Origin of the sequence: Streptomyces longispororuber, assembly GCF_014656095.1 — a bacterium.
Taxonomy (GTDB): Bacteria; Actinomycetota; Actinomycetes; order Streptomycetales; family Streptomycetaceae; genus Streptomyces; species Streptomyces longispororuber.
The window spans coordinates 1-24388 of the sequence record NZ_BNBT01000031.1 but is presented as its reverse complement, the minus strand read 5'-3'; the positions used below and the strand labels follow the sequence as shown (position 1 = coordinate 24388).

Annotated in this window: 2 protein-coding genes; both read left to right on the top strand. The window is 76.2% G+C overall.

The window, feature by feature from the left end; genetic code table 11:
• The first annotated feature begins 12 nt into the window (after positions 1 to 12).
• Complete coding sequence (locus IE330_RS12985) at positions 13 to 15117, top strand: type I polyketide synthase (RefSeq protein WP_190136112.1); 15105 nt, start codon at positions 13 to 15, stop codon at positions 15115 to 15117.
• 208 nt (positions 15118 to 15325) lie between these two features.
• Positions 15326 to 24388, top strand: a 9063-nt coding sequence (locus tag IE330_RS12980; protein ID WP_373314633.1) for a type I polyketide synthase, incomplete at its 3' end; no start/stop codon positions are given.

Here is a 24388-nt window from a genome sequence, read left to right as displayed (position 1 = left end):
GTGGAGCCGGACATGACGAGGCCTTCGGACACGGTCGTCGATGCGCTGCGCGCGTCTCTGAAGGAGACCGAGCGGCTGCGACGGCAGAACCAGCAGCTCGCGGCGGCTTCCCGGGAGCCGATCGCGATCGTCGGCATGAGCTGCCGCTTCCCCGGCGGCGTCAGCGGCCCCGAGGACCTGTGGCGGCTCGTCGCCGACGGCGCCGACGCCATCGGCGACCTCCCCGACGACCGGGGCTGGGACGTCGACGCCCTCTACGACCCCGACCCGGAGAAGCACGGCACCTTCTACGCCCGCCAGGGCGGGTTCCTGTGCGACGCGGGCGAGTTCGACGCCGCGTTCTTCGGGATCTCGCCGCGCGAGGCCCTGGCCATGGACCCGCAGCAGCGGCTGCTCCTGGAGACCGCGTGGGAGGCGTTCGAGCGCGCCGGGATCGACCCGGCCACGCTCCGCGGCACCCGCGCCGGCGTGTTCGTCGGCTCCGGCTACCAGGGCTACGGCGAAGGCGTCCGGCAGGCCCCCGAAGGCGTCGAGGGCCACCTGCTGACCGGCAACACCACCAGCGTCATGTCGGGCCGCCTCTCCTACGTCCTCGGCCTCCAGGGCCCGGCCGTCACGGTCGACACGGCGTGCTCGTCGTCGCTGGTCGCGCTCCACCTGGCCGCGCAGGCGCTGCGGCAGGGCGAGTGCACCATGGCCCTGGCGGGCGGTGTCACCGTCATGTCCTCGCCGGAGACCTTCGTGGAGTTCAGCCGCCAGCGCGGCCTGGCCACGGACGGCCGCTGCAAGGCGTTCGCCGAGGCCGCCGACGGCACCGGCTGGGGCGAGGGCGCGGGCCTGCTGCTCGTCGAGCGCCTGTCGGACGCGCGCCGCAAGGGCCACCAGGTCCTGGCGGTGATCCGGGGCTCGGCCGTCAACCAGGACGGCGCCAGCAACGGCCTGACCGCCCCCAACGGCCCCTCCCAACGGCGCGTCATCCAGGCAGCCTTGGCGAACGCCGGACTGACCGCCGCAGAGGTGGACGCCGTCGAGGCCCACGGCACCGGCACGACCCTGGGCGACCCCATCGAAGCCCAGGCGCTCATCGCCACGTACGGCAAGGAGCGCCCGGCCGACCGGCCGCTGTGGCTCGGCTCCCTGAAGTCGAACATCGGCCACACGCAGGCGGCGGCCGGTGTCGCCGGTGTCATCAAGATGGTCATGGCGATGCGCGCGGGCGTGTTGCCCAAGACGCTGCACGTGGACGCCCCCACCCCCGAAGTCGACTGGTCGGCCGGGAGCGTGGAGCTGCTGACCGAGGCCCGGGAATGGGCGGAGCGGGACGGCGGCGGGCCGCGCCGCGCGGGCGTCTCGTCCTTCGGCATGAGCGGGACGAACGCCCACGTCATCGTGGAGCAGGCTCCGGCGGCCGACGACCGGGCCCCCGAGGACGGGACCGAGGGCGTGACGCCGCCGCAGGTCGTGACGGGCCTCGTGCCGCTGGCCCTCTCCGCGAAGAGTGAGAGCGCGCTGCGGTCGCAGGCCGCCCGCCTTCACGAACACCTTTCGGCGCGCCCCGAGTTGGGCGTCGGCGACGTGGCCTGGTCGCTGGCGGTGGCGCGGTCGCGGTTCGACCAGCGGGGTGTCGTCCTCGGCCGCGACCGCGAGGAGCTTCTCGCCGGTCTCGAGCGGCTGGCCGAGGGCGACGGCGCGGCACCTGGCGTGGTGACGGGGCGTACGCCGGGTGGTGTGGTGCGTCCGGTGTTCGTGTTCCCGGGGCAGGGGTCGCAGTGGGCCGGGATGGCGGTGCAACTGCTGGATGCCTCCCCGGTGTTCGCGGCTCGGATGCGGGAGTGCGCCGATGCGCTCGGCGCGTTCGTGGACTGGGACCTGTTCGAGGAGCTGGGCGGGGAGCGGTTCGACCGGGTGGATGTGGTCCAGCCGGTGTTGTTCGCGGTGATGGTGTCGTTGGCTGCGGTGTGGCGGGCGGCGGGTGTGGAGCCTGCGGCTGTGGTGGGTCACAGTCAGGGTGAGATTGCCGCGGCTTGCGTCGCGGGCACGCTGTCGTTGCAGGACGCGGCCCGGGTGGTGGCCTTGCGCAGCCTGGCCATTCGCGCGCTGTCGGGCAAGGGCGGCATGGTGTCCGTGCCGCTGCCGGAGAGCGAGGTGCGTGAGCTGGTCTCCGGTTGGGAGGGCCGGATCGAGGTCGCGGCCGTCAACGGCCCGGCCCAGGTGGTGGTCTCGGGTGAGCCGGAGGCCCTGGAGGAACTGGTCGCGCAGTGTGTGGCGCAGGACGTCCGTGCCCGCACGATTCCGGTGGACTATGCCTCGCACTCCTCGTACGTCGAGCAGATCGAGACGCAGATCCTGGACGCGCTGGCGGACGTGTCGCCGCAGCAGGCCGAGGTGCCGCTGTACTCGACGCTGACCGGGGCCTGGCTGGACGTGCCGATGGACGCCGGGTACTGGTATCGCAACCTGCGCCGGACGGTGCTGTTCGAGCACGCCACACGCGGGCTTCTGGCAGAGGGACACGGGCTTTTCGTGGAGATGAGCCCGCACCCGGTGCTCACCGTGCCGGTGCAGGCCACCATCGACGCCACCGACAGCCCCGCCGCCACCCTGGGCTCCCTGCGCCGCGACGAAGGCGGCGCAGACCGGCTGCTCGCCTCACTCGCGGAAGCCCACGCCCACGGCGCCGAGCTGGACTGGAAGGCGTTGTTCCCCGGCGCCCGCACCACCGTGGACCTGCCCACGTACCCCTTCCAGCGCCAGCACTACTGGCTGCACGCGGACCCCGGTGCCGGGGACGTCGGCGCGGCAGGCCTTGACGACGCGGGGCACCCGCTGCTGGGGGCGGCGGTGCCGTTGGCCGACGGTGACGGGCACCTGCTGACCGGGCGGCTGGCGCTGCGTACGCACCCGTGGCTGGCCGACCACGCCGTGGCGGGTGCCGTCCTGCTGCCCGCGACCGCCTTCGTGGAACTCGCGCTGCGCGCCGGCGACCAGGCCGGCTGCGACCTGGTCGAAGAGCTCACGATGGAGACGCCCCTCGTCGTCCCGGAGACGGGCGGCGTACAGCTCCAGCTCACCGTCGGGCACGCCGACGCCTCCGGGCGGCGGACGCTCGCCTTCCACTCGCGGCCCGAGGCCGGGCCCGACGGGACCGGCGCGGAGGCCGAGCCGTGGACCCGCCACGCCACCGGCGTCCTCGCCGTGAGCACGGCGTCCCCCGAGGCCCCCGACCCGGGGTTCGCCACGTGGCCGCCCCGTGACGCGGAGGCGGTCGCCGTCGACGGCCTGTACGAGGAGTTCGCCGCGGCGGACGTCCGGTACGGCCCCGCGTTCCAGGGGCTGCGCGCCGCCTGGCGGCGCGGCGACGAGGTGTTCGCCGAAGTGCGCGTCCCCGAGGAGCGGCGCGACGAGGCGGGCCGGTTCGGGCTGCACCCGGTGCTGCTCGACGCCGCGCTCCAGGCGGCGCACCTGGCGCAGGACCCCTCCGGCGACCCCGGGGCCGAGGCCGGGGACGGCGCGCCGCGGCTGCCGTTCTCGTGGAGCGACGTGGCCCTGTACGCCACCGGGGCCACGACCCTGCGTGTCCGTCTGTCCCGCTCCGGCAGCGGCGGCGACACCGTCTCCGTCCTGCTCGCCGACGACACCGGGGCGCCGGTCGCGCACATCGGATCGCTGGTGTCCCGCACCGTCGACGCCCGGCAGGACCTCGCCGCGCGGCGCACCCGCGTGCCGCACCTCTACCGCGTCACCTGGACACCGCCGCAGGCCGCCGCGCCGGAGGCGACGGCGTCGACGGCGTCGACATGGGCCGTGCTCGGCGCGGACGCGGCGGAGCTGTGCCGCGCCCTGGCCGAGGACGGCGTCGACGCCACCGCGTACGAGGGGCTCGCCGACCTCTCCGCGGCCGTCGCCGACGGCACCGCGCCCGTACCGGACGTCGTCGTCGCGGCCACGGGCTCCCTGGCGCACCCCGCCACGGGCAACGACGCCGACGGCGCCACCGCGCCCGTCGAAGCCGACGCCGTGCACGCCGCCACCCGCGACGCGCTCGCCCTCACCCAGGGCTGGCTGGCCGACGCGCGCCTCGCGGAGGCCCGGCTCATCGTCCTGACGCGCGGGGCCGCCGCCGTCGGCGCCGACGAGCCGGTGCCCGGCCTGGCGCACGCCGCCGTGCTCGGCCTGCTCCGGTCGGCGCAGTCCGAGGAGCCGGGCAGGTTCGTCCTGGTCGACGTGGACGGCGCTCCCGAGTCGCTGCGAGCCCTGCCCACCGCGTACGCGCACGGCGAGCCCGAGTGCGCGATCCGCGCCGGAGCCGTGCTCGTGCCCCGGCTCACCCGCGACGTCGGCGCGCCCGCCGCCACCCCCGCCGCGCCGGACCCGAACGGGACCGCCCTGGTCACCGGCGCCCCCGCAGGCCTCGGCGGCCTGGTCGCGCGGCACCTCGTCACCGCGCACGGCGTCCGGCACCTGCTGTTCCTGGGCCGCCGCGGCCCCGACGCGCCCGGCGCCGCCGAACTCACCGCGCACCTCGCCGAGCTGGGCGCCACCATCGACGTCGTCGCCTGCGACGCCGCCGACCGGGACGCCCTCGCGGCGGCCCTGACCCGCGTACCCGACGCGCACCCGCTGACCGCGGTCGTGCACACGGCGGGCGTCTTCGACGACGGCATCACCGCCTCGCTCAGCCCCGGCCAACTGGACCGCGTCCTGCGGCCCAAGGTCGACGCCGCCCTCAACCTGGGCGCGCTGACCGCCGACGCCGGGCTCGACGCGTTCGTGGTCTTCTCCTCCGTCGCGGGCGTCCTCGGCGGCGCCGGGCAGGGCAACTACGCCGCGGGCAACACCTTCCTCGACGCCTACGCGCAGCACCTGCGCCGCCGGGGCGTGCCCGCCACCTCGCTCGCCTGGGGCCTGTGGGCCGAACGCGGCGGCATGGCCGGGCAGATCACCGCCGACGACCTGGACCGGATGACCCGCTCCGGCGTCGCCCCGCTCGCCACCGAGCAGGGCCTCGGCCTGCTCGACGCCGCCCTCGGCCTGGACGCCGCCGCCCTGGTGCCGGTGCGCCTCGACACCGCCGCGCTGCGCACCGCGCACGGCCACCGCCTGCCGCCGCTGCTCAGCGGCCTCGTCCAGGGCACGGCCCGGCGCGCGCTCACCGGCCGGGACGGCTCCGGCGACGACACGCCCGCCCTGGTGCGGCGCCTGCGCTCACTGCCGTACGACGAGCGGGAACGGGCGCTGCTCGACCACGTGCGCGGCCAGGCCGCCGCCGTCCTCGGCTACGCCTCCGGCGACGACGTCGACGCCGCACGCGCCTTCCGCGACCTGGGCTTCGACTCGCTCACCGCCGTCGAACTGCGCAACCGCCTCAAGGAGACGAGCGGCCTGCGCCTGCCCGCCACCCTCGTCTTCGACTACGCCAACCCGCACGCCCTGGCCCGCCACCTCCTCGCCGAACTCGCCGGTGACGAGGCCCAAGAAGCCCCGGAGGCCGCGCCCGCCACCGGCCACGGCGGCGCCGCCGCCGACGAACCCGTCGCCATCGTCGCGATGAGCTGCCGCTTCCCCGGGGGCGTGGAGAGCCCCGAGGACCTGTGGCGGCTGGTCGGCGCGGGCGCCGACGCCACCTCGGGCCTGCCGGAGGGGCGCGGCTGGGACACCGCGTCCCTCTACGACCCCGACCCCGACCGCCAAGGCACCACGTACTCGCGCGGCGGCGGCTTCCTGCACGAGGCCGGGGAGTTCGACGCGGCCTTCTTCGGCATCTCGCCGCGCGAGGCCCTGGCCATGGACCCGCAGCAGCGGCTGCTCCTGGAAACCGCCTGGGAGGCGTTCGAACGGGCCGGGATCGACCCGGCCGCGCTGCGCGGCAGCACGGGCGGCGTCTTCGTCGGCGCCTCCTCCCAGGGCTACGGCGAGAGCGTGCGCGAAGTCCCCGACGGCCTCGAAGGCCACCTGATGACCGGCAACTCCACCAGCGTCATCTCCGGGCGCCTCGCCTACTCCTTCGGCCTCGAAGGCCCGGCGGTGACGGTGGACACGGCCTGCTCGTCGTCCCTGGTGGCCCTGCACCTGGCGGCGCAGGCCCTGCGCCAGGGCGAGTGCGACCTCGCCCTCGCGGGCGGCGCCACCGTCATGTCGACCCCTGACACCCTCGTCGCGTTCAGCCGCCAGCGCGGCCTCGCCGCCGACGGCCGCTGCAAGCCCTTCGCCGAGGGCGCCGACGGCTTCGGCGTCGGCGAGGGCGTGGGCATGCTCGTCCTGGAGCGCCTGTCCGACGCCCGCCGCAAGGGCCACAAGGTCCTGGCCGTGGTCCGGGGCTCGGCCGTCAACCAGGACGGCGCAAGCAACGGCCTGACCGCACCGAACGGCCCGTCCCAGCAGCGCGTCATCCGCGCGGCCCTCGCCGGCGCGCGCCTCACGCCCGCCGACGTGGACGCGGTGGAGGCGCACGGCACCGGCACGTCCCTGGGCGACCCGATCGAGGCCCAGGCGCTCATCGCCACGTACGGCAGGAACCGGCCCGACGACCGCGAGCCGCTGTGGCTCGGCTCGGTCAAGTCCAACATCGGGCACGCGCAGGCGGCCGCGGGCGTCGCGGGCGTCATCAAGATGGTCATGGCGATGCGGCACGGCGTCCTGCCCAAGACGCTGCACGCCGAGACCCCGACGACCGAGGTCGACTGGTCCGCGGGGGCCGTCGAGCTGTTGACCGAGGCGCGCGAGTGGACCGCGCCGCAGGCGGGCCGGCCGCGACGTGCGGGCGTCTCCTCCTTCGGCATGAGCGGCACCAACGCGCACGTGATCGTGGAGCAGGCGCCGGTGGAGGAAGCACTGCCCGCCGAGGCCGCGGACGGATCCGGGCAGACCACCGCGCCGTCGGTGGTCCCGGGCCTGATCCCGCTGGCCCTCTCGGCGAAGAGCGAGGCCGCGCTGCGCGCACAGGCGGCACGGCTGTGGGAGCGGCTGCTCGCGGACGCGGTCGACGACGGCTCCGACAAGGTCGGGCTGACGGACGTCGGCTGGTCCCTGACGGTCGCCCGGTCCCGCTTCGAACACCGGGGCGTCGTCCTCGGCCGCGACCGTGCGGAACTCCTCGACCGGCTCCAGGGCCTGGCCCAGGGCGACGATACGGCTGCGGCCGGTGGTGTGGTCACCGGGCGTGCGGTGAGTGGTGCCGGTCGCGCGGTGTTCGTGTTCCCGGGGCAGGGGTCGCAGTGGGCCGGGATGGCGGTTCAACTGCTGGACGACTCACCGGTGTTCGCGGGCCGTATGCGGGAGTGTGCGGATGCGTTGAGTGCGTTCGTGGACTGGGATCTGTTCGAGGAGCTGGGCGGGGCCAACTTCGACCGCGTCGACGTGGTTCAGCCGGTGTTGTTCGCGGTGATGGTGTCGTTGGCTGCGGTGTGGCAGGCGGCGGGTGTGCGGCCTGCTGCGGTCGTCGGTCACAGCCAGGGGGAGATCGCCGCGGCCTGCGTCGCGGGCGCGCTGTCGTTGCAGGACGCGGCCCGGGTGGTGGCCTTGCGCAGCCTGGCGATCCGGGAACTGTCGGGCAAGGGCGGCATGGTGTCCGTGCCGCTGCCGGAAAGTGACGTACGTGAGCTGATCGCCGGCTGGGAAGGCCGGATCGAGGTCGCGGCCGTCAACGGCCCGGCCCAGGTGGTCGTGTCCGGCGAGCCGGAGGCGCTGGAGGAACTGGTCGCCCGGTGCACGGCGCAGGACATCCGTGCCCGCACGATCCCCGTCGACTACGCCTCGCACTCCTCGTACGTCGAGCAGATCGAGACGGAGATCCTGGACGCCCTCGCGGACGTCGCCCCGCAACAGGCCGAGGTACCGCTGTACTCGACCCTCACGGGCACCTGGCTGGACGCGGAAACACCCATGGACGCGGGGTACTGGTACCGCAACCTGCGCCGGACCGTCCTGTTCGAGCACGCCACGCGCGGGCTCCTGGCCGAGGGCCACGGCCTTTTCGTGGAGATGAGCCCGCACCCGGTGCTCACCGTGCCCGTGCAGGCCACCGTCGAGGCCGCCGGGCGTGAGGGGGCGGCCGTCGCCCTGGGTTCGCTGCGGCGGGACGAAGGTGGTGCCGAGCGGCTGGCGGCGTCGTTCGCCGAGGCGCACGCGTACGGGGCCGAGCTGGACTGGAGGGCGTTCTACCCCGGCGCCGGAACCGTCGTCGACCTGCCCACGTACGCCTTCCAGCGCCAGCACTACTGGCTGGTCGAGGAGCAGGCGCCGGGGGGCAGGACCGCGCCCGCCGCGGACGAGGTCGAGGCGCGCTTCTGGGAGGCCGTGGAGCGTGAGGACCTCGCGGAGCTGACGGCCGAGCTGGAGATCGCGGAGGACTCCGCGGCCGAACTGGGTGCCGTCCTGCCCGTACTGTCCTCGTGGCGGCGGCAGCGGCGCGAGCGGTCGACCCTCGACGGCTGGCGCTACCGCGTGACCTGGAAGCCGCAGCCGGCCTCCACCCTCTCGTCCACCGGACTCACCGGCCGGTGGCTGGTCGTCCTGCCCGAGAACGCGGAGAACGCGGAGAACACGGAGAACGCGGAGAACGCTGAGAAGCTGGAGAACGCAAAGAGCCCGGAGAACCCGGGCACCCACCCCTGGGTGGACGGCACCGTCGCAGCCCTCACCCGAGCCGGTGCCCAGGTCCACGCACTGCGCCTGGCCGACGGCGAGGCGACGCGCGAGGCCCTGGCCGAACGGCTGCGGGCCCTCGACGGAGCGGCGGAGTTCGCCGGGGTGGTCTCGCTGCTCGGCCTCGACGAGTCCCCCGTGGAGGGGTACGAGGCCGTGTCCGCGGGCCTCGCAGGCACCCTCGCGCTGGTCCAGGCCCTCGGTGACGCCGGGCTCGGCGCGCGCCTGTGGGTGGCGTCCGCCGGAGCCGTCGCCACGGGCCGCGGCGACCGGGCCGTGCGCCCCGTCCAGGCGGAGCTGTGGGGCTTCGGCCGGGTCGCCGCCCTGGAGCACCCGGACCGGTGGGGCGGCCTCGTCGACCTGCCGCCGTCGTACGACACCCGTACGGGCGCGCGCCTCACGGCCGTGCTCGCGGGGCTCGGGGACCTCGGGACCGAGGACCAGGTCGCGGTGCGGGACACGGGCGTCTTCGTGCGCCGCTTCGCGCACGCGCCGCTGCCGGAGGACCGGCGCGAGGAGCCGGAGTGGACACCGCGCGGCACCGCGCTCGTCACCGGCGGCACGGGGGCCGTCGGCGGGCACGTGGCCCGCTGGCTGGCCCGCGAGGGAGTCGAACACCTCGTCCTGACCAGCCGCCGCGGCCCCGACGCGCCGGGCGCCGCCGAACTCACGGCCGAGCTGGAGGAGCTGGGCGCCGAGGTCACCGTCGCGGCGTGCGACGTCAGCGACTGGGACGCGGTCGCCGGGCTCCTCGACCGGCTCGCCGCGGCCGGGCACACCCTGCGCTCCGTCTTCCACGCGGCGGGCACCGGCCAGGACCTGCCGCTGGCCGTCACGACCACGGCGGACGTCGCCGACGTACTGGCGGCGAAGGCCGCGGGCGCGGCCCACCTGGACGCGCTCCTCGACACCGGCTCCCTGGACGCCTTCGTACTGTTCTCCTCCAACGCGGGCGTGTGGGGCAGCGGCAACCAGGCCGCGTACGCGGCCGCCAACGCCCACCTCGACGCCCTCGCCGAACAGCGCCGCGCCCGCGGCCTCACCGCGACCTCCGTCGCCTGGGGCCTGTGGGGCGGCGGCAGCGAGATGGCCGGACAGGAGGCCGAGGAGACGCTGCGGCGCCTCGGTGTGACGGCCATGGCGCCGGAGCGCGCGGTGGCCGCGCTGGCTCAGGCGGTGGCGTACGACGAGACGTTCGTGGCCGTGGCGGACGTGGACTGGGAGCGGTTCGCGCCCGCGTTCACGTCGGTGCGGCCGAGCCCGTTCCTCGGGGACCTGCCCGAGGTGCGGAGCGCCCTCGCCGGGCCCGGGACGCCCCCGGTCACCGCCGGCGCGCAGAGCCGCGTCGCGGGCAGCGAGTGGGCCGAGCGGCTCGCCGCCCTGCCCGCGGCGGAGCGGGAGCGGTCGGCCCTCGAACTGGTACGGGCCCACGCGGCGGCCGTCCTCGGCCACCCGGGTCCCGAGGCCGTGGAGCCGACGCGCGCCTTCCGCGAGCTGGGCTTCGACTCGCTGACGGCCGTCGAGGTCCGCAACCGCCTGGCCACCGCCACCGGCCTGAAGCTGCCCACCACCCTCGTCTTCGACCACCCCACCGCCCGCGACCTCGCCGCCCACCTGTGCCGAGAGGCCCTAGGCGACGAGCCCGGCGCCGCCACGTCGCCCGCCGCCGCGCCCGCGCCCGCCGACGACCCGATCGCCATCGTGTCGATGAGCTGCCGCTACCCCGGCGGTGCCACCAGCCCCGACGCGCTGTGGCGGCTCGTCGCCGACGGCACGGACGCGATCTCGGGCTTCCCCGCCGACCGCGGCTGGGAGAACACCCGGGCGGGCGCCTACCGGGCCGAGGGCGGATTCCTCTACGACGCCGCCGAGTTCGACGCCGCGTTCTTCGGCATCTCGCCGCGCGAGGCCCTGTCCATCGACCCGCAGCAGCGGCTCCTCCTGGAGGCGTCCTGGGAGCTGTTCGAGCGCGCTGGCATCGCCCCCGCCTCCGTACACGGCCACCAGACCGGCGTCTTCATCGGCTCCGGCCACCAGGGCTACGGCGAAGGCGTCCAGGAGCCGCCGGAGGGCGTCGAGGGCTATCTGCTCACCGGCAGCGCCGGAGCGGTGGTCTCGGGCCGCCTGTCGTACGCCTTCGGCCTGGAAGGCCCGGCGGTGACGGTGGACACGGCGTGCTCGTCGTCGCTCGTGGCCCTGCACCTGGCGGCGCAGGCGCTGCGTCAGGGCGAGTGCGACATGGCCCTCGCAGGCGGTGTCACCGTCATGTCGACACCCACCGCCTTCGACGAGTTCAGCAAGCAGCAGGGCCTGGCCGCCGACGGCCGCTGCAAGCCCTTCGCGGACGCGGCCGACGGCACCGGCTGGGGCGAGGGCGTGGGCCTGCTCCTGTTGGAGCGGCTGTCCGACGCCCGCCGCAACGGCCACGACGTCCTTGCGGTCGTACGGGGCTCCGCCGTCAACCAGGACGGTGCCAGCAACGGCCTCACCGCCCCCAACGGCCCCTCCCAGCAGCGGGTCATCCGCGCCGCGCTCGCCAACGCCGGGCTCAGGCCCGGTGACGTGGACGCGGTGGAGGCGCACGGCACGGGCACCACGCTGGGCGACCCGATCGAGGCGCAGGCGCTGCTCGCGACGTACGGGCAGGAGCGGCCCGAGGACCGGCCGCTGTGGCTGGGGTCGGTGAAGTCCAACATCGGCCATACGCAAGCCGCTTCAGGCGTCGCGGGCGTCATCAAGATGGTCATGGCCATGCGCGAAGGGGTCCTGCCGCAGTCCCTGCACGTGGACCGGCCCAGCACCCACGTGGACTGGTCGGCCGGAGCGGTCGAACTGCTCACCGAAGCCCGCGTCTGGACCGCACGGGAGGGCGCGCCGCGCCGCGCGGGTGTCTCCTCCTTCGGCGTCAGCGGTACGAACGCCCACGTGATCGTGGAGCAGGCCACGACGCCCGAGCCGACGCCCGCCGTCGAGCCCGCCGCCCCCGCCACGGCGGTGCCGTGGCTGGTCTCGGCCCGCGGCGCCGACGCCCTCCGGGCCCAGGCCTCGCGACTGCGCGAGCACGTGGCGGCCGACGAACACCTGGACGCCGTCGACGTGGGCTGGTCCCTGCTCTCGGGCCGCTCCCCGCTCGAACACCGGGCGGTGGTCCTCGGCCGGGGCCGGGAGGAGTTCCTGGCCGGGCTGGAGTCCCTGGCGTCCGGCGGCCCGGGTGTGGTGTCCGGGTCGGTGGTCGAGGGCCGCTTGGGTGTCGTCTTCACCGGACAGGGCAGCCAGCGGCTGGGGATGAGCCGGGAGTTGTACGAAACCTTCCCGGTGTTCGCGGATGCGCTGGACGAGGTGTGTGCGTACTTCGATGGGTGGATAGAACGTTCGCTCCAGAGTGTGATGTTCGGTGCGGATGCCGGGCTGCTGGAGCAGACCGGGTTCGCCCAGCCCGCGTTGTTCGCGATGGAGGTGGCGCTGTTCCGGCTCGCGGAGTCGTTCGGCGTACGCCCGGAGGTTGTCGGCGGGCATTCGATTGGCGAGTTGGCTGCTGCGTATGTGGCGGGGTTGTGGTCGCTTGAGGATGCGACGCGGCTGGTCGCGGCTCGCGGTCGGTTGATGCAGGCGTTGCCCGAGGGTGGCGCGATGCTCGCGGTCCAGGCGGCGGAGGACGAGGTGCTGCCGCTGCTCGGCGACCTGGCCGACCGGGTGGGTGTCGCGGCGGTCAACGGGCCCTCGCAGGTGGTGCTCTCCGGTGAGCGTGCCGCTCTGGAAGGCCTGGAGCAGACGCTGCGGGGCGAGGGGCGCAAGGTGCGCTGGCTGAAGGTGTCGCACGCCTTCCACTCGCCGCTGATGGAGCCCGCCCTGGAGGAGTTCCGGCGGGTGGCACGGCAGTTGACGTACCAGGAGCCGACACTGCCGGTCGTCTCCAACCTCACCGGTGCGCTGGCGGACGCTGACGAGCTTCGGGACCCCGAGTACTGGGTCCGGCACATCCGTGAGGCGGTCCGCTTCCATGACGGCCTCGGTGCGCTGGCCGGCTTCGGCGTCTCGACTCTGCTGGAGCTGGGCCCGGACGCGGTCCTGACCGCGATGGCCCACGACACCCTCACCGAGCCCGAGGACCAGACCGGTCTGATCGCGGCCGTGCGCAATGACCGCCCCGAGGCGGACACGTTCCTGAGTGCCCTCGCGCAGTTGCACGTACGCGGCATCGACGTCGACTGGGCGCCGCTGTACGCGCCCGTCGAGGCGCGGCGCCGTGTGGACCTGCCCACGTACGCCTTCCAGCGTGAGCGGTACTGGCTGGAGGCGGCTCCCGTCACCACCGCTCGTACGGGCGTCGCCGCCGACGAGGTGGAGGCGCGGTTCTGGGAGGCCGTGGAGCGGGAGGACCTGGAGTCGCTGAGCGCCGAACTCGGCGGTGACGCGGGGAGCGGGGCGCTGGGTGAGGTGCTGCCGGTGCTCTCGTCCTGGCGCAGGCAGCGGCGCGAGGCGTCCACGCTGGACAGGTGGCGCTACCGGGTGGCCTGGAAGCCGCTGGGGCAGGCGCCCGCCGCCCGCCTCGACGGGGTGTGGCTGCTCGTCGTGCCGGACGGCGGCGCGGACGTCGCCGCCTGGGCGGCGGCCGTCGAGGCCGCGCTCGGCGGGCACGGTGCCGAGGTGCGCACGGTCGTGACGGGTGCCGAGGGCACCGGCCGCGACGAACTCGCCGAGCGGCTGCGCAAGGAGGCGGCGGCCGTCGACGGCACGCTGTCCGGCGTCCTGTCGCTGCTGGCCGCCGACGAGGAGGAGCACGCCGTACGCGGCGGGGTCAGCCGTGGCCTGGCCGCGACGGTCACCCTGGTGCAGGCGTTGCACGCCGCGGACCTGGGTGCCCCGCTGTGGCTGGCAGGGCGGTCCGCGCAGGCCGTCGGCGGCGCCGACCCGGCGCCCCGGCCCGCGCAGGCGGCCCTGTGGGGACTCGGCCGTGTGGTGGCCGTGGAGTACCCGCGGCTGTGGGGCGGTCTGGTCGACCTGCCGGAGATCGCCGACGAGCGGGACCTGGCCGGGCTCGCCGGACTCCTCGCCGGAGCATGGCCCGCCGAGGACCAGGTGGCGGTGCGGTCGGCCGGGGTGTTCGCGCGGCGGCTGGAGCGGGCTCCGCTGGATGCGGCGCGGGCGGGGGAGTGGGTGCCTGAGGGCACGGCTCTGGTCACCGGTGGTACGGGTGCTGTGGGCGGTCATGTGGCGCGGTGGCTGGCGGGTCAGGGTGCCCGGCGTCTGGTGCTGACGAGCCGTCGTGGCCCGGAGGCGCCCGGGGCTGCCGAACTCCGTGCCGAGCTGGAGGGCTTGGGGGCCGAGGTCACCATCGCCGCCTGTGACGTGGCGGACCGGGAGGCGCTCGCGCGGGTCCTGGCGGCGATCCCGGAGGAGGCGCCGCTGACCGGGGTGTTCCACACGGCGGGTGTCCTGGACGACGGGGTGCTCGACGGCCTGGACGCCGAGCGGCTCGCCACCGTCTTCCGCGCGAAGGTGCGGTCCGCGTACCACCTGGACGAGCTGACGTCCGGCCTCGACCTGTCGGCGTTCGTGCTCTTCTCCTCCTTCGCCGGGCTCTCCGGCGGCGTCGGGCAGGGCAGTTACGCCGCCGCCAACGCGGCCCTCGACGCGCTCGCCGAACGGCGCCGGGCCCGCGGCCTGACGGCGACCTCCGTCGCCTGGGGCGCGTGGGCGGGCGGCGGCATGGCCGGGGACGCGGCACGCGGCGGCGCGGTGCCGCCGATGGAGCCGGGGCTCGCGGTCGCCGCGCTGGGGCAGGCCCTCGGCCACGGCCTCACCACCACGGTGATCGCCGACGTCGACTGGGAGCAGTACCTGTCCGGCGGCCCCGCACTCACCCCCAACCCCGTCTTCGCCGACCTGCCCGAAGCCCGTGCCCTGCGGGAGCGCGCGGGCCGCGCGGACGGTGGGGCGGCCGAGGCCGCAGGGCCGGACCTGGCACGGCAGCTCGCCGCGCTGTCCGGGCCGGAGCGGGACCGGTTCCTGGAGGACCTGGTGCGGACGCACGCCGCGACGGTCCTCGGCTACCCCGGGCCCGAGCGCGTCGAGCCCGGCCGGGCCTTCCGGGAGCTCGGCTTCGACTCCCTGACCGCCGTCGAACTCCGCAACGCGCTCGGTACGGCCACCGGCCTCGCCCTGCCGACCACGCTCGTCTTCGACCACCCCACGCCCGTGGCGCTCGCCGACTACCTCAAGGCCGAACTGGCGCCGGAAGCGGGCGAATCGGCGACGCTGCTCAGCCGGCTCGACTCGCTGGAGCTGGGGCTCGCCGAGGCCACGCCGTCGCAGGACGAGCTGGCCACGATCGCCGAACGGCTTCGGGTGCTGCTCGACCGGTGCGGCCCCGGCGCCGGGGGTGAGGAGGGCGGCCAGGTCGTGGACGAGCTGGAGTCCGCCACGGACGACGAGATGTTCGACTTCATCAGCAAGGAGTTCGGGATCTCCTGATGAGCCGCCCCCAGCCGCCCGCACGCCCGGCCTTGGTGGGCCGCTCCCGCCGGGCCCCGGTGGACCGCCCCCGCCCGGCCTGGGTGGGCGGCCCCCTCCCGGCCCCGGCGGGCCCCCGCACCGATCCCCGCTCTGCCGCCCCCGCCGCCCCGGCGGCGGGGGCACCGCACCGCTCTCTCCGACTTGTCTCTAGGAGCTAGGCCAGATGGTGAACGACGACAAAATCCGCCGCCTTCTCAAGCAGGTGACGGCGGATCTGCACACGACTCGTCGGAGAGTGCGCGAACTCGAGTCGAAGGACGCGGAGCCCGTCGCGATCATCGCGATGAGCTGCCGCTTCCCCGGCGGCGCGAGCACCCCCGAGGAGCTGTGGCGGCTGGTCAGGGACGGCGTGGACACCGTGTCCGCGTTCCCGCGCAACCGCGGCTGGGACGTGGCCGGGCTCTACCACCCCGACCCCGACCACCAGGGCACCACGTACACCCGCGAGGGCGGGTTCGTGTACACGGCCGACGAGTTCGACGCGGGCTTCTTCGGCATCTCCCCGCGCGAGGCGCGCGCCATGGACCCGCAGCAGCGGCTCCTCCTGGAGACCGCGTGGGAGGCGATCGAACGGGCCGGCATCGACCCGCTGAGCCTGCGCGGCAGCCGCACCGGCGTGTTCACCGGCACCAACGGCCAGGACTACACCGCCGTCGTCGCCGAGGCAGCCGAGGGCGTCGAGGGCTTCTCCGGCACCGGCAACACCGCGGCCGTCGTCTCCGGCCGCCTGTCCTACACCCTGGGCCTGGAGGGCCCGGCGGTCACCGTCGACACCGCCTGCTCGTCGTCCCTGGTCGCGCTGCACCTGGCCGCGCAGGCGCTGCGCCAGGGCGAGTGCGGCCTCGCCCTCGCGGGCGGCGTGTCGCTGATGACCACGCCCACCGCGTTCGTCGAGTTCAGCCGCCAGCGCGGCATGGCCGAGGACGGCCGCTGCAAGGCCTTCGCCGACGCGGCCGACGGCACCGGCTGGGGCGAGGGCGCCGGCCTGCTGCTCCTGGAACGGCTGTCCGACGCCCGCCGCAACGGGCACGAGGTCCTCGCGGTCGTACGCGGCTCGGCCGTCAACCAGGACGGCGCCAGCAACGGCCTGACCGCCCCCAACGGGTCCGCCCAGCAGCGCGTCATCCGCGCCGCCCTCGCCAACGCCCGCCTGACCGCCGCCGACGTGGACGCCGTCGAGGCCCACGGCACCGGCACGACCCTGGGCGACCCCATCGAGGCCCAGGCCCTGCTCGCCACGTACGGGCAGGGACGCCCCCGCACCCGGCCGCTGTGGCTCGGCTCGGTGAAGTCCAACATCGGGCACACCCAGGCCGCGGCGGGCGCCGCGGGCGTCATGAAGATGGTCATGGCGATGCGCGAGGGCCTGCTGCCGCGGACCCTGCACGTGGACCGGCCCAGCACGCACGTGGACTGGTCCGCCGGGGCCGTCGAGCTGCTGACCGAGGCCCGCGCGTGGCCGGGGCGCGAGGACGCGCCGCGCCGCGCGGGCGTCTCGTCGTTCGGCGTGAGCGGCACCAACGCCCACGTGATCATCGAAGAGGCCCCCGCCGCCGACCCGCAGGGCCCGGCGGAGGAGGGCCCTGCCTCGGACGCCACCTCGGACAGCGCGTCGGCCGCCGACCGGACCGGGGAGGACCGCCAGGACGCGCGGCCCGTCGTCGGCCCCACGGTCTGGCCGCTGTCCGGCCGTACCGCGAAGGCACTGCGGGCCCAGGCCGCCCGGCTGCGCGAACGGCTGCTCGACGACCCCGCCCTCGCCGCCGACGCCGACGGGACCGCCGACCTCGGCTGGTCCCTGGCCACCGGCCGCTCCGCCTTCGAACACCGGGCCGTGCTCATCGGCGAGGACCGCGACCGGCTGCTCACCGCCCTGGAGTCCCTCGCCGCCGACGGGCCCGCCGGCCCCGGCACGGTCACCGGTACCGTCACCGAGGGCCGCCTGGGCGTCGTCTTCACCGGCCAGGGCAGCCAGCGCCCGGGCATGGGCCGCGAACTGTACGAGGCGTTCCCCGTGTTCGCCGAGGCGCTGGACGAGGTGTGCGACCACTTCGACGACTTGATAGAACGTTCGCTCCAGAGCGTGATGTTCGGTACCGACGCCGACCTCCTTGAGCAGACCGGCTACACGCAGCCCGCGCTGTTCGCCATGGAGGTGGCGCTGTTCCGTCTTGCGGAGTCCTTCGGCGTACGGCCGGAGATCGTCGGCGGGCACTCCATCGGTGAGCTGGCTGCCGCCCACGTGGCCGGGCTGTGGTCCCTGGAGGACGCCGCCCGACTCGTCGCCGCCCGCGGCCGGTTGATGCAGGCGCTGCCCCGGGGCGGCGCCATGCTCGCCGTGCAGGCCGCCGAGGCCGACGTCGCCCCGCTCCTGGAGGACGTCGCCGAGTGGGTGGGCCTGGCCGCCGTGAACGGCCCCGCCCAGGTGGTGCTCTCCGGCGACCGCGGCGTCCTGGAGGACCTCGCCGTCCAGCTCCGCGCCGAGGGCCGCAAGACCCGTTGGCTCAAGGTCAGCCACGCCTTCCACTCGCCGCTGATGGCGCCGATGCTCGACGAGTTCCGGCAGGTCGCGCGGACACTGACGTACCAGGACCCGACGCTGCCCGTCGTCTCCAACGTCACCGGGCGGCTCGCCGCCGCGGCCGAGCTGAAGGACCCCGAGTACTGGGTGCGGCACGTGCGCGAGGCCGTCCGCTTCCACGACGGCCTGGGCGCCCTCACCGGCTTCGGCGCCACCACCCTCCTCGAACTGGGCCCGGACGCGATCCTCACCGCGATGGCCCACGACACCCTCACCGACGCCGAGGCCCAGGCCGGACTCGTCCCGGCGCTGCGCCGCGACCGGCCCGAGGCCGACACCTTCCTCACCGCGCTCGCCCGGCTGCACGTGCGCGGCACCACCGTCGACTGGACCCCGCGGTACGCGCCCCTGGCCGCGCGCCGCCGCGTCGACCTGCCCACGTACGCCTTCCAGCACCAGCGGTACTGGCTGGACACGGTCACCCAGGGCGCCCAGGACCGGGCCGCGGGCGGCGCAGGCGGCGACGGCGTCGAGGACCGCTTCTGGGAGGCCGTCGAGCACGAGGACCTCGCGGAGCTCACCGGTGCCCTCGACGTCCCCGCCGACGCCCCGCTGAGCTCGGTGCTCCCCGCCCTCACGGCCTGGCGGCGCCGCAGCCGCGCCGCGTCCACCCTCGACGGGTGGCGCTACCGCGTCACCTGGAATCCCCTGCACCCGCAGCCCGGCGACGCCTCCGCCCCGGCGGGCGCCTGGGCCCTGCTGGTCCCCGCCGGGCACGCCGACCGCGCCGACCAGCCGTGGAGCACCGCCGCCGAACGCGCCCTGGCCGCAGGCGGTGCCCGCGTCACCGTGGTCCGCGTCCCGGCCGCCGCGAGCACCGACCGCGCGGCCCTCACGGAGCTGCTGCGGCAGCACGAGGCGACGCGCTGGGACGGCGCCCTGTCGCTCCTGGCGCTGCCCGGAGCGGAGGAGCCCGAGCCCGGTGCCCCCGACGCGGCGAAGAGGCCCGACGCGGTGGTGACCGCCGACCCGGCGGTGATCCCCGCGCTGCGTACGGCCGTCCTGCTCCAGGCCCTCGGCGACGCGGGCAGCACCGCCACCGTCTGGGCCGCCACCCGGGGCGCGGTCTCCACCACGCCGACGGAAGCCGCCGCCGACCCGGCCCAGGCGGCCGTCTGGGGCCTCGGCCGTGTCGCGGCCCTCGAGTACCCGCAGACCTGGGGCGGCCTCGTCGACCTCCCCGAGGCCGCCGACGCCACCGCCGCCAGCAGCCTCGCCCGGCTCCTCGGCTCCCCGGACGGGGAGGACCAGGCGGCCGTACGCGGGTCCGGCGTGTACGGGCGCCGCCTCGTGCGCGCCCCGCTGGGGGACGCGCCCCGGACGGAGTGGGCCCCGCGCGGCACCGTGCTCGTCACCGGCGGCACCGGCGCGCTCGGCGGGCACGTGGCCCGCTGGCTGGCCCGCGCGGGCGCCGGCCACCTCCTGCTCACCAGCCGCCGCGGGCCCGACGCGCCCGGAGCCGCCGAACTCGCCGCGGAGCTGGAGGAACTGGGCGCCCGCGTCACCGTCGCGGCCTGTGACACCGCCGACCGGGAGGCGCTGGCCCGCCTCCTCGCCACGGTCCCCGGCGACGCGCCGCTCACCGGTGTCTTCCACACCGCGGGCGTGCTCGGCGACGGTGTCGTCGACGGCCTCACCGAGGACCGGATGGCGGCCGTGTTCCGCGCGAAGGTGACCGCGGCCCGCCACCTCGACGAGCTGACGTCCGGCCTCGACCTGTCGGCGTTCGTGCTGTTCGCGTCCTTCGCCGGTGTCGTCGGCGGCTCGGGCCAGGGCACGTACGCCGCCGCCAACGCGGCCCTGGACGCCCTCGCCGAGACCCGGCGCTCCGCGGGGCGCGTGGCGACGTCGATCGCCTGGGGCCCCTGGGGCGGTGGCGGCATGGCCGCCGAAGGCGCCGCGGCCGAGCGCCTGCGCCACGGCGTGATGCCGCCCATGGACCCGGACCTCGCGATCACCGCCCTGCACCAGACCCTCGGCCACGACCAGACCCTCACCGCCGTCGTGGACATCGACTGGGGCCAGTACGCGCCCGGCTTCACCGCGACCCGGCCCAGCCGCCTCTTCACGGACATCCCCGAGGCCCGGGCGGCCCTCGCCCCGCCCACGGACCAGGGCGCCGCCGCGGGCCCCGCCCCCGCGAACGCCTTCGCCGACCGCCTCGCCGCGCTCGCGCCCGAGGACCGCGAGGCCGCCCTCCTGGAGCTGGTACGCCGCCAGGCCGCCGACGTCCTCGGCTACCCGGACGTGGACGACATCCACGTGACCCGCGCCTTCCGCGAGCTGGGCTTCGACTCCCTCACCGCGGTCGAGCTGCGCAACCTGCTCGGCGCGGCCACCGGCCTCACGCTGCCCACCACGCTGGTCTTCGACCACCCCACCCCGGCCGCGCTCACCGCCCACCTGCGCACCGAACTGTTCGGCGACGACACCGCCGACGGCACCGGGGACGGCACGGCGACCGCCCCGCCCGCCCCCGCGACCGGCGCCGCCACCGACGAACCCCTCGCCGTCATCGGCATGAGCTGCCGCTTCCCCGGCGGCGTCACCAGCCCCGAGGACCTGTGGCGCCTGGTCGCCGAGGGCGTCGACGCCATCGACGGCTTCCCCGCCGACCGCGGCTGGGACACCGGCGCGCTCTACCACGCCGACGCCGGGCAGACCGGCACCTCGTACGTCCGTGAAGGCGGGTTCCTGTACGACGCCGGGCAGTTCGACGCCAAGTTCTTCGGCGTCAACCCGCGCGAGGCCCTGGCGATGGACCCGCAGCAGCGCCTCCTCCTGGAGACCGCGTGGGAGGCCTTCGAACGCGCCGGGATCGACCCGGCGGGCCTGGGCGGCAGCCGGATCGGCGTGTTCGCGGGCACCAACGGCCAGGACTACACCGCCGGCATCGACCACGTCCCCGACGAGGTCGAGGGCTACCTCGGCATCGGCAACGCCGCCAGCGTCGCCTCCGGCCGCATCTCCTACACCTTCGGCCTCGAAGGCCCCGCCGTCACCGTCGACACGGCCTGCTCGTCGTCGCTGGTGGCCCTCCACCTGGCCGCGCAGGCCCTGCGGCAGGGCGAGTGCACCATGGCCCTCGCGGGCGGCGTCTCGGTGATGTCGACCCCGGCCACCTTCGTGGAGTTCAGCCGCCAGCGCGGGCTGGCCACGGACGGCCGCTGCAAGGCCTTCGCGGAGGCCGCGGACGGCACCGGCTGGGGCGAGGGCGTGGGCCTGCTGCTCGTCGAGCGCCTCTCCGACGCCCGCCGCAACGGCCACCAGGTCCTGGCGGTGATCCGCGGTTCGGCCGTCAACCAGGACGGCGCCAGCAACGGCCTGACCGCCCCCAACGGCCCCTCGCAACGCCGCGTCATCCGGGCCGCCTTGGCGAACGCCGGGCTGTCCGCCGCCGACGTGGACGCCGTCGAGGCCCACGGCACCGGCACGACCCTGGGCGACCCCATCGAAGCCCAGGCGCTGCTCGCCACGTACGGCAAGGAGCGCCCGGCCGACCGGCCCCTGTGGCTCGGCTCCATCAAGTCCAACATCGGCCACACGCAGGCCGCCGCCGGTGTCGCCGGTGTCATCAAGATGGTCATGGCCATGCGCCACGGTGTCCTGCCCAAGACGCTGCACGTGGACGCCCCGACCTCCGAAGTCGACTGGTCGGCGGGCGCCGTCGAACTCCTCACCGACGGACGGGAGTGGCCCGCGCACGGCGACGGCACCCCCCGCCGCGCGGGCGTCTCGGCCTTCGGCGTCAGCGGGACGAACGCCCACGTCATCGTGGAACAGGCCCCGGCCGACGAGCCCGCGCGCACGGACCGGGCCCCCGACGGCGGCGAGCCGCCCCTGCCCGTGCTGCCGCTGGCGCTGTCGGCCAAGTCCCCCGAGGCGCTGCGGGCCCAGGCCGAGCGCGTGCTGGCCCGGCTGCGCGCCGACGCCGCGCTCGCACCGGCCGACCTCGGCTGGTCGCTGGCCGTGACCCGGTCGCGGTTCGAGCACCGCGGCGTCGCCCTCGGCCGGGACCGCGACGAGCTCCTCGCCGGGCTCCAGGCACTGGCGGCGGGGGCACCCGCCGCCCCGCGGGCCGTGACCGGCCGCGCGCACGGCGGCCCCGTCCGGCCCCTGTACGTCTTCCCGGGCCGGGGCACGCCGTGGACGGCCGCGGTCCGCGAACTCCTCGACACCTCCCCGGTGTTCGCCGCCCGGATGCGGGAGTGCGCCGACGCGCTCGCCGAGTTCGTGGACTGGGACCTCTTCGAGGTGCTGCACGACGCCGCCGGCGAGGCGCCGACCGGTGAGGCCGCTGGGGCGTCGGACGGTGACACCACCGTGGCGTCGAACGACGACACCGCCGAGGCGCCGACCGGTGAGGCCGCGGCGGCGGACGGCGACGCCGCCGGGCGGGCCGACACGGCCCGGCCCGCCCTGTTCGCCGTGTCGGTCTCCCTGGCCGCCCTCTGGCAGGCCACCGGCGTGGCGCCCGCGGCCGTCGCCGGACACGGCGCCGGTGAGGTCGCCGCCGCGTGCGTGGCCGGTGCCCTCTCCCTGCGGGACGCGGCCCGCCTCGTGACCTCGGGCCGGTCCGCCGACGTCGGTGCCGTGCCCGTCACGCCGGTGCCGCGCCCGGACGGCGTACCGCTGTACTCCGCCCTCGCGGGGGAGTGGCTCGACGCCGCGGCCCTCGCGGACGCCGGGCACTGGCAGCGCGCCCTGCGGCACGACGCCCCCTTCGAGGAGGCCTTCGGCGGTCTGTTCGCCGCCGGTCACCGGCTCGTCGTCGAGGTCGGCCCGCACCCGGTGCACCTCGACGCGCTGCGTACCGCCGCCGAGGCCGAGGGCGGCACCACGGCCGTGCTCGCCTCCCCGCCCCACGGCGAGGGCGGCGGCGCGCGCGAGCTGGCGGCCGCCGTCGCCGCGGCCCACGTCCACGGCGTGGAACTGGACTGGCGGGCGCTGTTCCCCGGCGCCGCCACCGTCGACCTGCCCACGTACGCCTTCCAGCACGAGCACTTCTGGCTCGTCGACGGCCGGACGCCCGCGGCGGCGGCGCCCGCGGCGGACGGGACCGACGCCCGCTTCTGGGAGGCCGTCGAGCGCGAGGACCTGGAGGAGCTGGCCGCCGAGCTGGAGGTGACCGGGGAGTCCGCCGCCGAGCTGGGCGCCGTCCTGCCCGTCCTGTCGTCCTGGCGGCGGCAGCGGCGCGAGCGGTCCACCGTCGACAACTGGCGCTACCAGGTCACCTGGAAGCCGCTCACGGGCGGCCTCCCCGCCCCGGCCCTCACCGGCCGCTGGCTGGTCGTCGTCCCCGAGGGGGCCGTGGCGCACCCGTGGACGTCCGGCGTCACCGAGGCGCTGGCCTCCGCCGGAGCCGAGGCCGTCGAACTGCGCGTACCAGCAGGGGAGGTGAGCGCGGAAGCCCTCGCCGGGCGGCTGCGCGAGCACACGGGGGACTCCGGGCTCGCCGGTGTCGTCTCCCTCCTCGCCCTCGACGAGACGCCCCTCGCGGACCACCCGGCCGTCCCCGCCGGGCTCGCGGGCACCGTCGCCCTCGTCCGCGCCCTGGCGGACACCGACACCACCGCACGCCTGTGGGCGGTGTCCCAGGGCGCCGTCACCACCGGCCGCAGCGACCGCCCGGCGGGCGCCGTCCAGGCCCTGCTGTGGGGTCTCGGCCGCGTCGCCGCGCTGGAGCACCCGGACCTGTGGGGCGGCCTCGTCGACCTGCCCGGGACCGTCGACGCGCGGGCCCGCGCCCGCCTCGCCACCGCCCTGACCGGCATCCCCGCCGAGGCGGGCACCGGTGTCGAGGACCAGCTCGCCGTGCGCGGCCCGGGCCTCTTCGGCCGCCGCCTCGTCCACGCCCCCGCGCGGCCGACGGGGGCCGAGGCTCCATGGACGCCGCGCGGTACCGCCCTGATCACCGGCGGCACCGGCGCCCTCGGCGCCCACGTCGCCCGCAGGCTCGCCCGCGAGGGCGCCGAGCACCTGGTGCTCACCGGCCGCCGCGGCCTCGACGCGCCCGGCGCCGCCGAACTCGTCGCGGAGCTGGAGGAGGCGGGGGCCGCGGTCACCGTCGCCGCCTGCGACGTGGCGGACCGGGACGCGCTGCGGCACCTGCTCGACGAGCTGGCCGCCGAAGGCCGCACCCCGCGCGCCGTCTTCCACGCCGCCGGGGTCAGCCCGGCCCTCGCCCTCACCGACACCACCCCGGCGGACCTCGCCGAGGCGCTGGCCGCCAAGGCCGCGGGCGCCGCCCACCTCGACGACCTGCTCGGCGACACCGACCTGGACGCCTTCGTCCTGTTCTCCTCCATCGCCGCCGTCTGGGGCAGCGGCGGGCAGGCAGGCTACGCCGCCGCCAACACCTTCCTCGACGCGCTCGCCGCGCACCGCCGCGCCCGCGGCCTCACCGCGACCTCCGTCGCCTGGGGCGCCTGGGGCGGCAGCGGCATGGCGGCCACCGCCGAGGCCGAGGAGCACCTGCGCCGCCGCGGCGTACGGCTCCTCGACCCGGACCTGGCCGTCGGCGCGCTCGTCCAGGCCCTCGCCGCCGACGAGACGTGCCTGACCGTGGCCGACGTCGACTGGGAGCGGTTCGCGCCCGCGTTCACCGCGGCCCGGCCCAGCGCCCTCCTCGGCGCGCTGCCCGAGCTG

Coding starts and splice junctions, on each gene's coding strand:
- IE330_RS12985 (WP_190136112.1), top strand. CDS start 13: ATGACGAGGCCTTCGGACACGGTCGTCGATGCGCTGCGCGCGTCTCTG.